This is a genomic window from Pseudomonas sp. KH_024_B2, assembly GCF_057839965.1.
The window spans coordinates 394,877-409,316 of sequence record NZ_CM174502.1 but is presented as its reverse complement, the minus strand read 5'-3'; the positions used below and the strand labels follow the sequence as shown (position 1 = coordinate 409,316).

Here is a 14,440-nt window from a genome sequence, read left to right as displayed (position 1 = left end):
TTTCGTTTCTTGCTATTCATCGATCGTCGGCTCGCCTAGTCCGTCACTGGAGATGCTTGACCAGCGCTGCTCATCCGTTTCGATGTGCAGCGTGAAGGCACTGGTTTCATCGCTGCTGAGCAGCCACAAATGGGGTTGTCCGGGTCGATCCCCGAGTTTCAACGCTTGCCCCTCCTGCTCCAGACGCAGTTGCAACCCGGCAGGCAAGCGATAACCCGCTCCTACCAGGCGCCAATCCGAACCATCGAGCTTCAGCACCTGATAACCGTCGGTCTCCAGCCGCACGCCGTACTCACGGCCTTCAAGTACTGCTTGCTCTCGAAGTTTGTGCAGAAGCTGAATCAACCCGCTGGCTTCCTGCCGCGCCTGGCGCGCAGGATTGTTGCCGGTCGCAAAGCTCACCATACCGAGCAGAACACCGATCAACACGATGACCACCATCAACTCCAACAAGGTGAAACCCCGCGAATGCTTCGGCACGTATCAGCCTTCCCAGTTGCCGATATCGGCGGCATAGCCTTCGCCACCGGACACACCATCGGAGCCCAGGGAATACAGGTCATAGCCACCATCGGCGGAATTCACACCGGGATTGAGGTATTGATACGGCGTGCCCCATGGATCGATCGGCAGGCTTTTGAGATAACCCTGGGGGTTCCAGTTCTTCGGCACCGGCGCGCCCAGCGGACGCTTGCTCAGCGCTTCCAGACCTTGCTGGGTCGAGGGGTAGTGGAAGTTGTCGAGGCGATACATCTCCAGGCTGGTGGCAATGGCCTGAATATCGGTTTTGGCCGCGGTGACCTTGGCTTGGTCGGGGCGGCTCATGAACTGCGGGACGACAATGGCGCCGAGCACGCCGATGATGACCACCACGACCATGATTTCGATCAGGGTGAAGCCGCGTTGGGCCTTGGCTGTTTTGTTCTGGACAGGGTTCATGGGTCAACTCACCAGTTGGTTAAGGCTAAGAATCGGTAACAAAATGGCCATGACGATCAGCAGCACAACGCCACCCATCAGCACCAACATGGCCGGTTCGAACAAACTCACGACCAGCGCAATGCGCGCCGCGAGGGTTTTCTCCTGCTGCTCGGCAGCCCGCGCGAGCATGCTATCGAGCTCGCCCGCGCGTTCACCGCTGGCGATCATGTGCAGCATCATTGGGGGGATATCGCCGCTCAGTTCGAGCCCTCGGGTCAAGGTCCCGCCCTCACGCACTGAACATGCGACGTCGCGCATGCGCGCGCGAATGGTCAGATTGCCGATCACCGCTGCGGCGATTTCCAGGGCGTCGACCAGCGGTACGGCGCTCTTGCCGAGGATCGCCAGCGTGCTGGCAAACCGCGCCGCCTCCATGGCCCGAAACAACCCGCCCAGCAGTGGCGCCCTCAAGACCAGCGCATGCCAACGCAAACGCAACGAGGGTTGGTGCAGAGCCCAACGCACCGTCACGGCGAGACCCAACAACAGCGCCAGCAACACCAGACCGTGGCTGCGCAGGCCGTTGCTCAGGGCGATCATTGCCTGGGTCAACAGCGGCAACGGCTGACCGCTGTCGACGAAGATTTTCACCACGTCCGGAACCACGTACCCGAGCAGAAAACCGACAATCGCCAGCGACGCGAACAGCAGGATCATCGGATACACCAATGCCAGCTGAATTCGCTGGCGAGACAACTGACGAGCCTCGGTATAAGCCGCCAATTGCTCGAGTACATGGCCCAGATGACCGGAACGCTCACCCGCCGCAATGGTGGCGCGAAACAGTTCTGGAAAGGCCCGTGGGAAACCAGCCAGCGCCGCTGCCAGTGCATACCCTTCCATCACCCGCGCCCGTACCGCCGACAGCAAGCTGCTGACCCGACGCTTCTCGCTTTGTGCCGCGACCGCACGCAGGGCTTCTTCGAGCGGCAACCCGGCCTGAATCAAGGTGGACAACTGCAGGGTCAGCAAGGCCAGTTCGCTGGCACTCAACCTTGTGGTGTTTCCAAAGACGGCACCTTGAGGTCCCTGGTTCTTTGCCGCCCGCAACTCAGTCGGCAACAAGCCGCGTTCGCGCAATAGCTGCCGGGCGTGGCGTGGGCTGTCTGCCTCCTGCTGCCCTCGGCAATAACGACCATTGCGGTCCTGAGCCTGGTACTCGAATGCCGGCATGTCTTAGTCCTCCTGAGTGACCCGCAGCAACTCGTCGAGGCTGGTCAGACCTTCCAGTACCAGCCGCTGGCCATCCTGAAACAGACTGCGCGACACCAGCCGTGCCTCGCGGGCAAGTTCCTGCTCACTGGCGCCCTGATGAATCAACTCGGACAAGGCTGCCGTGACGCTGACCAACTCATAAATCCCGATCCGCCCGCGATAGCCTTGCTGGCATCGGTCGCAACCCTGGGCCTTGAACAGGCGCGGAGCGGCCTGACTGTCGAGCCCCAGTCGCTGGCAGGCGGCAGCGTCGGTGAGATCGGGCACCTTGCACTCCGGGCAAAGAGTGCGCAGCAGACGCTGGGCCAGGACTCCGACCAGCGATGAGGCCAACAGGTAGGCATCGACGCCCATATCCACCAGCCGGGTGACCGCGCCGACCGCGCTGTTGGTATGCAGGGTCGACAGCACCAGGTGTCCGGTCAACGAAGCCTGTACCGCAATTTCAGCGGTTTCCCGGTCGCGGATTTCGCCCACCATCACCACGTCCGGGTCCTGACGCAGAATGGCCCGCAGACCTCGGGCAAAGGTCATCTCGACCTTCGGGTTGACCGGTGTCTGGCCGATCCCCGGCAAGTGGTATTCAATAGGGTCTTCGACCGTAAGGATGTTGCGGGTCTGGTCATTAAGGCTGCTCAGCGCCGCATACAGGCTGGTGGTCTTGCCAGAACCGGTCGGGCCGGTCACCAGAAAGATCCCGTGGGGTTTGCCGAGAATCTGCTGAAAGCGCGCCAGAGTGTCGACAGGCATGCCCAGGCGTTGCAAATCGAGGCGGCCGGCCTGCTTGTCGAGCAGCCGCAGGACCACTCGTTCACCGTGAGCCGAAGGCAAGGTCGAGACCCGCACATCGACCTCGTGCCCGGCCAGTCGCAGCGCGATTCGACCGTCCTGCGGGATACGTTTCTCGGCGATATCGAGGCGGGCCATGACCTTGATCCGCGACACCAGCAGGTTGGCCAACTCGCGCTTGGGTCTGAGTACTTCGCGTAACTGCCCGTCGACCCGCATGCGCACCGACAGATACTGTTCGAAGGTTTCCAGATGAACATCCGAAGCCTTCTCTCGCACCGCCTCACTGAGCAGTGCGTTGATCAGTCGGATAATCGGCGCATCACCTTCCTGTTCGAGCAAGTCGGCGGTCTGCGGCACCTGATCGGCCAGGCTGAGCAGATCAAGTTCTTCATCCAGCCCTTGGGCGACCTGTTCGGCAGCACTCTGGCCATCGCTGTAGCAACTCGCCAGACGCGCCGCGAACACGGCAGGCTCAAGCACCTGAAGTGGCAGCTCATGCCCGATCAGACGCCGGGCCTCCGCCAAGGCAGTTAACGGTGTATCGGTACGAATCGACAGACTCAATGCCTCGCCCGTCCCTTCCAATAGCACCCCGAAACGCCGGGCGAAGCCAAATGGCAGCTGCTCGCAAAACGCCCACTGCCGCGTCATGGCGCACTCGGCGCAGGCTTGCGCAGGTCGATGGATTGCGCATCAGTGGAGCCGTCGAACAGTTGGTGCGGGTCACGGGGCAGCAGCAGCGAATTATTCTGTCGCGCCGTCGGCTGACTGAGGTCGCGCAAGTCGTTGTAACGATCCTGACTGATCTCGGCGAGATCCTGCTTGCTGCGCACAATCGTCGGACGCAGAAAGACCATCAAGTTGCTTTTAGTCTGAGTGTCTTTGGTCCAGCGAAAGAGCGCCCCCAGATACGGGATATTGCGCAACAGGGGGACACCGCTTTCCTGGGTGAGCACACTGTCCTTAATCAGGCCGCCGATGACAATGATGTCGCCATCGTTAGCCAGGATCGTGCTTTTCAATGCGCGTTTGTTGGTGATCAGGTCCGAAGAATCCACACCGGATACCGAGGGTGCGATATCCGAAACCTCCTGTTCGACCTCCAGGCGCAAGGTGGAACCATCATTGATGTGCGGTTTGATCTTCAGACGAATCCCGACATCCTTGCGCTCCACGGTCGTGAAGGGGTTGTCCGCACCACTGCTATTGGTGGCATAGGAGCCGGTCTTGAACGGTACGTTCTGACCCACGATGATTTCCGCCTCCTGGTTATCCAGAGTCAGCAGGCTCGGGGTGGACAGGAGGTTGCTACGGGAGTTGCTGGCCAAAGCGGAAATCAACGCGCCGAAACGATCTCCGCCAAGCCTGAGAAGCGAGCCCTCTGGAGCGGTTTTTTTATCATCAAACTCTATCCCCCCGACAATCGGAATGTTGGTGCCGGGAAAGTTGATGAAGCCTTTGGCATCCCCGGTACTGATTCCCCACTGAACCCCCAGCGCTTCGACAATGTCGCCGGAAATCTCCACGATAGCGGCATGGATCAGCACTTGGGCGCGCGGTTGATCCAACTGACGGACGATGTTCTCGATCGTCCTGACCTGGGCCGGATCTGCGACTAACACCAGCGCATTCTGGCTCTCATCAGCCTTGACCATAACCTGTGTGGCTGGAGTGGAATCTTTTGCGCTGCCAAGAGGGGCGTCCTGTTTCAGGCCCTGCCCCATGGCATCCAGCACCTCGGCCAACTGCTTGGCATCGCTGTGCCGCAGGCGGATCACCCGGGCGTTATCGAGCTTGGCAGTCGCCGGGATATCCAGCGAACGAGCCAGCCTGGTCAAGCGTTGACGCACGGCCTGCGTACCGATGATCACCAGGCGGTTAGCGCGTGAATCGGCAATCACCAGGCTCCCCGTATCCGCTCCAGGTTTGCCAAGAGACGACTCCATCACCTTGGCAACATCAGTCGCCAGACCATGGCGCAACTCCACGACGACATGGGCATTCTTTGCCCCGGAGTCCAGCTTGCGAACGACCTGCCCGATGCGCCGGACATTGCTGGCTGTGTCAGTGACCACCAGAGCATTGGCTGAAACCGACGGACCGACATAGCCATTGGCCGACACCAGTGGTCGTACCAGACCTGCGAGGTCAGCGGCGCCGCTGGAATTGAGTTCGATCACCTCCGTGACGAACTGCGCTGCTGGCGAGGTTTGAGCATCACCGTTGCCAGCTCGTGTCTTGGCTTCCGTCACCGGCGTGATCAGTATTCGATCGCCCTGATCGATCACCGTGAAGTTGTGGGCATCAAGCACCGAATAGAACAGCCGGCGGACCCCTTCGCGGTCCAGCGCCTGCCTGGACATCACAGTGATACGACCCTGAACCCGAGGGTCAAGGATCACCGTCGTGCCTAGTATCGACGACATTTCCTCCACGACATCTCGCAGTTCGGCGTTGTTCATTGCCAGTTGCCATTGCTGCTCCTCGGCCAATGCCGAACCCTGGAGCAGCAATGCCGCCAACGCTGTAACCCGCAACGCCAGGCGCAATACGCCCAACCTGAAACTGTTCATTCAATCACTCTGAGGCAGATCGGCAGTCGGCCGAAGATAATGGGGAGAAGGTGCGGGGGCCGGGGCCGGGGCCGGGCCCTGACCTCCCGCCTTGACCGCCTGCAAGGAGCGCCCGCCAGTCAGTTGTAGAGGTAACAACTCCTCACGACCCTTGCGCCAGAGCACTACTTGCGCAATTTCCACGCGACGCAGGACGCTGCCGCCGGGCAAGCTTTCGCCAACCTGATAAATGCGCTCACCATCGGCCCCCGCCAATAACGCCCGGGACTCGCCGGTACTGGAAACAAAACTCGCACGTAGCGTCAGCGGTTCGGCACTGCGCACCAATGCACTTTCCGCGGCCAGACCGAGCACCGTCGCGACGGCGGCAGGATCCAGCTGAGCCCGCGAATCAACAACGGCTGCAGATGCGACTGGAAGCTCACGTTGCATCGCCATGGCCTCGCGCAGCGCCCACTCTTTCCAGGTCAAGGACGCTCCGTAACCCAACGGTAGAACCAGCAAAACGACCCTGAGCAAGACTGGCCAATGACCGGACACTGCCACTACTGAAAACTTCAATCCCGATTCACATCAATCATGTTTTTCTGTCCAGCTGAGACTCGGAAAGACATACGTTCAAGAACGCTGCGCCCCGAGAGTTCATGTTTAATGACGGCAGTTACGTGCAAGGCGATCAAGAGCGCGAGCAACAGACAAGCCCACACATGAACCGTTACAGACAGCGCGATAAAATCAGGGTCATCCAACGGTTGAGGGATAAAGAAAAGATCGAAGACACTGATCGCTCGATCCATCATTAAAATACCCGTCACCAATACAACACCAATGACCAGATAAATAAACCTGTGTACGAACAGCGCGAGATACTCGGCGAGTGAACGACAGTGCGCGCCCGCAGAGCGCTGATACCTAAAAGAAAGGTAAAGTCTTAAAGCAAAAAATGGCAAATACAGCGTGGTCAACGATACATTAACGAAAGCCACCCACTCCTTGACCGCCAATGGCACATCGAATAGCGATACATAGAAACCGCTTATCAGCGCCCACAAAATAACTATTGCGGATAACCAGTGCAAAAATTTTTGTTGCCCTGAATAACCTGACTCTCTCATCTTCAAGCTCATAACCCAGTCGCGCTGATAACAAATCGCAGTCAGCCAGAGACTCCAGACAATCACGTATTAGTGACTGCCCGGAGCGTTGCCAGATCAAGCTATTTCTGGTCCCAGGCCATATGCCAGTGAGCACCGACACCGGGTTCAAACCCATTAGCCGTTGGACTGTATTGCTTGCAGTAACCGGACTCTGGGAATGGCTTGCATTCATAGATCAGACCGTTTTTTGGCTGCAAGACTTTAGTACCCGCCGTGTAGCTGCCAACGTTTTCCGGGAATACAAAATCATAGTCCCCACCACCGCCTTCACCGGTCATCTCGGTTTCCTCGAAGGCCTGGCGTGTGGTACGACCATCTTCGGTGGTCCCTACCAGTTTCACACCGTGTTTACCCGGCGCTGTACGCACATCGACGTTCAGCCAGATATTGCTTTGCGCAACCACGAGTTGTTTGGTGTAACCCACTTGCTTGTTGTTGGCATCGAAAATGGTTGCCTCGATATTCATCGTTCGATTGTTAACAATGGGAAACGATACTTTCGCGACGCCTTTTTCCAGCTTGTATTCAGTGCCAAGGCCGCCGAAGTTCATTCGGGCATCGGCATCCTCTTGCATGTCCAGCGCCACTTCGTAACGGATGACACCGCTCTCTTTCTGGGCATACAGCTTGTTCGTGCCCTTCACCGGCTCGATATCACCTTGTTCATTGCGGATGCCCGCGCGTATCAGCTTCTGGGTCTTGTTGATCTGCTCGGCCAATTTGAACGACCAGTTTTCCGGCTTGCCTTCCTCGGCGTTGTCAATGGAGATTTCGACGCTGTACTGCGCGTTCTCCCCAGTGGAGGTGAAGGCTCGGGCCTTGACTTTGTCACCTGCCAATAAGGTCGTTGCAGGGGTAATGCTGCCAACAGAATTCCAGCCGCCCGGCAGTTCGGCTTCGGCCAGGATATTCACGTCTACGACGTTATGAAACGCCGCATCGGTGTCGCCAACGGTCCACAATCCGAGAATCACATGATGACCGGTCTTGTCTGCAGGAATGACACACGCATGCTTATCACCGGAGACCGGCAGTACATTCCCACCGTCGACAAAGCAGAACGGCGTACTATCGAAAGAGGCACGCTTGAGCGGCTCATTCGGATTCCAGCCATTTTTTGTGATGAAGTATTCATGTTTGGTGGCCGGGTGAGCGGCCGTATATTTCCAGTCGAAACTGATATTACGGTCTTTGATTTCGGTCAGGTGCCAGCGAGTAGCCGACTGAGCATCCACTGCAGAGAACAGGCCGATACCACCACTGGCAATCTTGCCATCAACCGGCCCCTGCAGAGGAGCACCACCAACACCGGCAGGAAACCCCTTGAAGGTTTCACCCACGCTTTGCGGTTCGTACTGCGCGCCGCCACAGTCTTTATTGAGACCTTTCTGGCAGAGAAATGCGCGGGACGGTGGTTCATTCAAATAACCATGAGCGGCAACATTCTGTGATGCCAACATCATCGCCAATAGGGTCAACGAAGAAGCACATACGGCTAACACGCTCCCTTTATACACAGTTTTTTTCATATTATTAACTCCAAACCGATTATTAATGTCGCAACAGAAACTTGTGAAACTTTTTATCGAACTACAAACGCCCACAACCTGCTTGCGCCGAAATTGGAATTCCAGCCGTAGTATCGAGCAACATTATTTAAGACCAAAGTACGACACAACAAAAATCGAGCGTTGAAGTTTCGCGCAACAAAAAAGACTTAAACCCTCAAGCAGCTCAATTGTTTTTTTGTGGACTATTGGCCAAGCAGAAGACTGAGTGGAATGTGGGGAGCACTCTACAGTTATGAGTTGTCTTTATATGTAGGAAAAATCTTACATCAGCACAAGAAATATCATCATGCCTATTAATCGGGCAAGGTTAGTAACACAGACTTACAAAGGACGGCATTTTTTCTAAAAAAGAGAGGGAGTCGCGCATCAAGGGAGAAACGCCTGTCCGGTGTTGCCAGACAGGCTGTAACAGGTAATCCAGGAAAGGATTACTGATGGTATTGTGCAGAAAGCTCATGCACCGCGCGCAGGAAAGCGCCGGCGTGTTCCGGGTCGACTTCCGGGGTGATGCCGTGGCCAAGATTGAATACGTGGCCGCTGCCTTTGCCGTAGCTGGCGAGGATGCGACCGACTTCGGCGCGGATGGCTTCAGGCTTTGCGTAGAGCACGGTCGGGTCCATGTTGCCTTGCAGGGCGACTTTGCTGCCGACGCGCTGGCGAGCTTCGCCGATGTCGCAGGTCCAGTCCAGGCCAAGGGCGTCAGCGCCGGCGTCGGCGATGCTTTCCAGCCACAGGCCGCCGTTTTTGGTGAAGAGGATCACCGGCACTTTGCGGCCTTCGTGTTCGCGGATCAGGCCGCTGACGATTTTGCGCATGTAAGCCAGGGAGAATTCCTGGTACGCCGCCGCCGAGAGGCTGCCGCCCCAGCTGTCGAAGATCTGCACCGCTTGCGCGCCGGCCATGATCTGGCCGTTGAGGTAGCTGGTGACCGTCTGCGCGAGTTTGTCCAGCAGCAGATGCAAGGCTTGCGGGTTGTCGTAGAGCATGGTTTTGGTCTTGCGGTAGTCTTTCGACGAGCCGCCTTCGACCATGTAAGTGGCCAAGGTCCATGGGCTGCCGGCAAAGCCGATCAGCGGCACGCGACCGTTCAGTTCGCGGCGGATGGTGCTGACCGCGTCCATGACGTAGCCGAGGTCTTTGTGTGGATCAGGGATTGGCAGGGCTTCGATGTCGGCCATTGTGCTGACGACTTTCTTGAAGCGCGGACCTTCGCCAGTTTCGAAGTACAGGCCTTGGCCCATGGCATCAGGGATGGTCAGGATATCGGAGAAGAGGATCGCCGCATCCAGTTCTGGATAACGGTCGAGCGGCTGCATCGTGACTTCGCAGGCGAACTCCGGGTTCATGCACAGGCTCATGAAATCACCGGCCTTGGCGCGGCTGGCGCGGTATTCAGGCAGGTAGCGACCGGCCTGACGCATCATCCACACGGGGGTGACGTCTACGGGTTGCTTGAGCAGGGCGCGAAGGAAACGGTCGTTCTTCAGGGCAGTCATGTCGGCATCCGGAAAAAAAGTGCGGGCATTTTCTCAGAGCGCGACGCAAAAGGCACGGCAAGAGCCGTGCCTTTTGTCTATCGGGTCAATTTGTCGCGCTGGTTAAACTCGGCAGCACGTCTCCAAGACCCGTGGGGGAGCTGCGACCAAGCGTGTTCCTGAAGGGCTGAGAAGGTTTCACATGCAGGTCCCTTAGGCTTGCATGCACTTGCTCGTCAGAGATATCCGCAATCTCGACGTCACATTTGCTCGCACTCTTCCGAGACCCGCTTAACAGCGAATTAACCGCTCCTTCCTAGCATCCGCGCCACTTTATGGAGGGGTGTCGATGTATAGAAAACTGCGTTTCGCGTCAGGTTCACTGGTACTGGCGATTATTGTCAGCGGCTGTACTCAGGCATCCGACACGCTGGAATCCGCACCTGTAAAGGTGAGCATCGAAACCCTGGAAGCCAAACCCCTTTCCATCAGCAGCGAACTGAGTGGACGCATTGCGGCACCGCGAATGGCCCAGGTACGCGCCCGAGTGGCTGGGGTGGTGCTCAAAAGTGTGTTCGCGCAAGGCAGTGAAGTGAAACAGGGCGACGTACTGTTTTACATCGACCCTGCGCCCCTTCAGGCTGATCTGGACAGCGCCCTGGCCGGGCTGAAAAGAGCTCAAGCCGATGCCTCACGCGCGCGCCTGCAAGAACAACGCTACCGCCGATTGATCTCAGGCAATGCGATCAGCGCCCAGGAGTATGACAACACGCGCGCGGCTGCTCAGCAGGCCGAGGCTGACGTCGCGGCCAACCAGGCGATTGTGCAACGCGCCCGTCTGAATTTGAGTTATTCCACCGTCACCGCCCCCATCTCCGGGCGCATCGGTCGCGCCCTAGTGACCGAAGGCGCCTTGGTCGGACAGAACGAATCGACACCGCTGGCACTGATTCAGCAACTGGACCCGATCCACGTCGACCTTACTCAATCGACCCGTGAACTCAACGAACTACGCCGTGCATTCCGCTCCGGCCAATTGCAGCAACTTGGCCTGGACCAGGCCAAAGCTACTTTGCTCCAGGACGATGGCAGCCTCTATCCGTTGCCCGGCAAGCTGCTTTTCAGCGATATCACCGTCGATCCGGGTACCGGCCAAATCATCCTGCGCAGCGAGTTTCCTAACCCCGATCTCGATTTGCTGCCCGGCAGCTTTGTGCGTGTGCGGCTGGAGCAGGCCATCGACCAACGCGGTATCAGCGTTCCGCAGCGCTCCATCGTGCGCAACAGCGCAGGGTTGGCCCAAGTGTTCCTGGTCGATGACGAGCTGCGCGTGAGCCTGAAAACGGTGCAACTGGGAGCAATGAATCAAGACCGGTGGATCGTCACCGACGGCCTCAAATCGGGCGACCGCATCGTCGTCGAAGGACTGCAACATGCTCGCCCCGGCGAGAAAGTGCAAATCGACAACTCCGCTCTTCCACTTGCCCAGGCTACTGGTCAATAAGCAGGAGGCTAGTTTATGCCGCAGTTCTTTATCGACCGCCCGGTGTTCGCCTGGGTAATCGCCCTGTTCATCCTGCTCGCTGGCGCACTGGCTATACCGCAGTTGCCAGTGGCTCAATACCCCAACATTGCCCCGCCCAAAATCGAAGTTGTCGCTACCTACCCGGGGGCTTCGGCACAGGCGATGGATCAAAGTGTCGTCAGCCTGATCGAGGAAGAGCTCAGCGGGGCTGATCATCTGTTGTATTTTGAATCGCGCAGTAGCCAGGGCTCCGCCACGATCACCTCGACATTTAAACCAGGCACCAATCCGGAGCTTGCACAGGTCGACGTACTCAATCGCTTGAAAGTCATCGAGTCGCGCCTTCCACAAGCGGTGATAGAACAGGGCTTGCGCGTGGAGAAAGTCTCCACAGGCTTCCTGTTGTTCATCTCGCTTATCGGCACCAGCGATGATGTCGACAACGTTGCCCTCAGCGACTACCTGGCGCGCAATGTGGTAAACGAAATCAAGCGCCTGGACGGCGTCGGCAAGGTCCAGATGTTCGGCTCCGAGCGAGCCATGCGTATTTGGGTCGATCCGCAAAAACTGATTGCTTTCAACCTCACACCTGCGGACGTCAATGCCGCGATCGCTGCTCAGAACACCTTGATAGCAGCCGGCAGCCTCGGGGAATTACCAGTTGGTAGCAGTCAGGAAATCACCGCGATCGTCCTCGTTGAAGGCCAATTGTCGAGCCCTGAAGCGTTCGCCGACATTGTGCTGCGCGCCGACACCAATGGGGCCATCGTGCGCCTGGGCGACGTCGCCCGGGTCGAAATAGGCAGCCAGGAATACCAGTTCGGCACGCGTCTCAATGGCCAACCTTCCAGCGAACTGGGTGTGCAACTGACGCCCGGTGGCAACGCATTGAGCACTGCGACGCTGGTGCGCGCAAAGATGGATGAGTTGACGCTCTATTTCCCGGCTGACGTGAAGTATCAGATCGCGTATGACACCTCGCCTTTCGTCAAGGTCTCGATCACCAAAGTGGTTTACACACTGCTCGAAGCGATGGTGCTGGTGTTTGCGGTGATGTACCTGTTCCTGCAAAACATCCGCTACACATTGATTCCGACATTGGTGGTGCCGGTGGCCTTGATGGGCACCTTTGCGATCATGCAGGTGCTGGGGTTCTCCATCAATGTGCTGACCATGTTTGGCATGGTGCTGTCGATCGGCATCCTGGTGGATGACGCCATCGTGGTGGTAGAGAACGTTGAACGAATCATGCTCCAGGAGCGGCTCTCGCCCAAGGAAGCAACGCGCAAGGCGATGAAGCAAATCAGCGGGGCCATCGTCGGCATTACCCTGGTGCTGGTTGCCGTATTCATCCCGATGGCGTTCATGCAGGGCTCCGTTGGGGTCATTTACCAGCAGTTTTCTCTGACCATGGCCACGTCCATTCTGTTCTCGGCATTCCTTGCCCTGACCCTGACACCGGCGCTGTGCGCCACGCTGCTGAAGCCCTTTGAACCGGGCGACCACGCTGCCCGCGGGTTCTTTGGATGGTTCAACCGCCGATTCGAACAACTGACCGACCGCTATCAGGACGGGGTCGCTTATGCGCTGAAACGCAGCGGGCGTTATCTGTTCATCTATGGCGGGCTCCTGATTGTGCTGGTGGTGAGTTTCAGTCGCCTACCCTCCTCGTTTCTTCCGGTCGAAGACATGGGCTATACGATCACCGACATTCAACTGCCCCCCGGTGCGAGCCAAAATCGCACGGTCGAGGTCATCAAGCAGATCGAAGCGCATAACGCCACCGAGCCGGGTGTGGACAACAGCACGTTCGTTCTCGGTTTCAGTTTTTCCGGCAGCGGACAGAACGCCGGATTGGGTTACACCGTGCTCAGGGATTGGTCGCAGCGGGGCAGCAATGACACGGCGGCAGCCATCGCCGAACGGGCGAACGCGGTCGTGAGCCAAATCAAAGGGGCAGAAGTGTTCGTCGTATTACCACCACCGATTGATGGTCTCGGCACGTCCAGCGGTTTCGAATTCCGCTTGCAGGACCGTGGCGGCCTTGGGTATGCGACGCTGATGAAGGCGCGCAGCGATTTGCTGGAAGCAGCTCAAGCCAGCCCGATCCTGATAAACGTCCGCGAAAGCGCCTTGGCCGAAGCGCCGCAGGTAAAACTGGACGTCGACCGCCGACACGCCAATGCGCTGGGCGTCTCCTTCGCCGATATTGGCAACGTAGTGTCCACCGGCATCGGTTCGGCCTATATCAATGACTTCCCCAATCAGGGGCGGATGCAACGGGTGGTGGTCCAGGCTGAGGGCGACCAGCGCAATCAGGTCGACGATCTGTTGAAGATGCACGTACGCAACAACGAGGGGAAAATGGTGCCTTTGTCCGCATTCGTCCAGGCCAATTGGATTCAAGGGCCTGCGCAATTGAACCGTTACAACGGCTACCCGTCGATCAGCATCTCCGGGGAACCGGCCCCCGGCTTCAGCACCGGAGAAGCCATGGCGGAAATCGAACGTCTGGTGGCGCAAGGACCAGCCGGTCTGGGGCAGGAATGGACCGGGCTATCGTTGCAAGAACGCTTGTCCGGCAATCAGGCGCCCATCCTGCTCGGCCTGTCGTTGTTGGTTGTGTTCCTGTGTCTGGCGGCGTTGTACGAGAGTTGGTCAATTCCGACGTCAGTGCTGCTGGTCGTGCCCCTCGGCGTGCTCGGCGCGGTCCTGGCGGTCACCCTGCGCGAGATGCCCAACGACGTATTCTTCAAGGTCGGATTGATCACCATCATTGGCCTGTCGGCGAAGAACGCGATTCTGATCATCGAATTTGCCAAGAGTCTCTATGACGAAGGTCACGATCTGATCGACGCCACGCTGCAAGCCGCGCGGTTGCGGTTGCGGCCGATTGTGATGACATCGCTGGCGTTCATTCTTGGCGTGGTGCCCATGGCGATTGCCACGGGTGCCAGTTCGGCGAGCCAACAGGCCATCGGCACGGGAGTGATCGGCGGGATGTTCACCGCGACGCTGGCGGTGGTGTTTGTACCGGTGTTTTTTGTGGTGGTGATGCAGCAGGTGAAAACCCGTCGTCGCTGAAGATCAACTGCAGGAGCGGGCTTTCTCGTAAAGAAAAAGCCCGCTGCCACATTTTGACCGTGCTGAG

11 protein-coding genes are annotated in these 14,440 nt (G+C 58.1%); 2 read left to right on the top strand and 9 right to left on the bottom strand.

The window, feature by feature from the left end; translation table 11 throughout:
• Positions 1-12: 12 nt before the first annotated feature.
• The 9 genes from gspH to hemE all read right to left on the bottom strand — a co-directional run bounded on the left by gspH (position 13) and on the right by hemE (position 9,785).
• A complete protein-coding gene (gene gspH / locus AC3I0A_RS01950; protein WP_489375968.1) occupies positions 13-480 on the bottom strand; it encodes a type II secretion system minor pseudopilin GspH in 468 nt (155 codons plus the stop codon).
• A gap of 3 nt (positions 481-483) precedes the next feature.
• Positions 484-939: a type II secretion system major pseudopilin GspG gene (gene gspG / locus AC3I0A_RS01945; RefSeq protein ID WP_489375967.1), complete on the bottom strand. Its 456-nt coding sequence runs from the start codon at positions 937-939 to the stop codon at positions 484-486.
• A gap of 3 nt (positions 940-942) precedes the next feature.
• Positions 943-2,154: a type II secretion system inner membrane protein GspF gene (gspF, locus tag AC3I0A_RS01940; protein ID WP_489375965.1), complete on the bottom strand. Its 1,212-nt coding sequence runs from the start codon at positions 2,152-2,154 to the stop codon at positions 943-945.
• A 3-nt stretch (positions 2,155-2,157) separates the two neighbouring features.
• Entirely contained in the window at positions 2,158-3,639 is a 1,482-nt protein-coding gene (gene gspE / locus AC3I0A_RS01935) for a type II secretion system ATPase GspE (protein WP_489375964.1), read from the bottom strand.
• Positions 3,636-5,561: a type II secretion system secretin GspD gene (gspD, locus tag AC3I0A_RS01930; RefSeq protein ID WP_489375963.1), complete on the bottom strand. Its 1,926-nt coding sequence runs from the start codon at positions 5,559-5,561 to the stop codon at positions 3,636-3,638. Before gspD ends, gspE begins: the two co-directional genes overlap by 4 nt.
• On the bottom strand, positions 5,562-6,032 hold the full coding sequence (locus tag AC3I0A_RS01925; protein ID WP_489375962.1) for a type II secretion system protein N: 471 nt from the start codon (positions 6,030-6,032) through the stop codon (positions 5,562-5,564).
• An 86-nt stretch (positions 6,033-6,118) separates the two neighbouring features.
• On the bottom strand, positions 6,119-6,688 hold the full coding sequence (locus tag AC3I0A_RS01920; protein WP_489375961.1) for a cytochrome b: 570 nt from the start codon (positions 6,686-6,688) through the stop codon (positions 6,119-6,121).
• 89 nt (positions 6,689-6,777) lie between these two features.
• On the bottom strand, positions 6,778-8,247 hold the full coding sequence (gene gbpA / locus AC3I0A_RS01915; RefSeq protein ID WP_489375960.1) for an N-acetylglucosamine-binding protein GbpA: 1,470 nt from the start codon (positions 8,245-8,247) through the stop codon (positions 6,778-6,780).
• A 470-nt stretch (positions 8,248-8,717) separates the two neighbouring features.
• Positions 8,718-9,785 carry a uroporphyrinogen decarboxylase gene (hemE, locus tag AC3I0A_RS01910; RefSeq protein WP_489375959.1) on the bottom strand — a complete coding sequence of 356 codons (1,068 nt, stop codon included), beginning with the start codon at positions 9,783-9,785 and terminating at the stop codon, positions 8,718-8,720.
• 328 nt (positions 9,786-10,113) lie between these two features.
• Here hemE and AC3I0A_RS01905 point away from each other — a divergent pair, with 328 nt between their 5' ends.
• Together AC3I0A_RS01905 and AC3I0A_RS01900 are read left to right on the top strand one after the other, a co-directional pair.
• Positions 10,114-11,268 carry an efflux RND transporter periplasmic adaptor subunit gene (locus AC3I0A_RS01905; RefSeq protein ID WP_489375958.1) on the top strand — a complete coding sequence of 385 codons (1,155 nt, stop codon included), beginning with the start codon at positions 10,114-10,116 and terminating at the stop codon, positions 11,266-11,268.
• A 15-nt stretch (positions 11,269-11,283) separates the two neighbouring features.
• Positions 11,284-14,373 carry a multidrug efflux RND transporter permease subunit gene (locus AC3I0A_RS01900; RefSeq protein WP_489375957.1) on the top strand — a complete coding sequence of 1,030 codons (3,090 nt, stop codon included), beginning with the start codon at positions 11,284-11,286 and terminating at the stop codon, positions 14,371-14,373.
• Positions 14,374-14,440 lie beyond the last annotated feature (67 nt).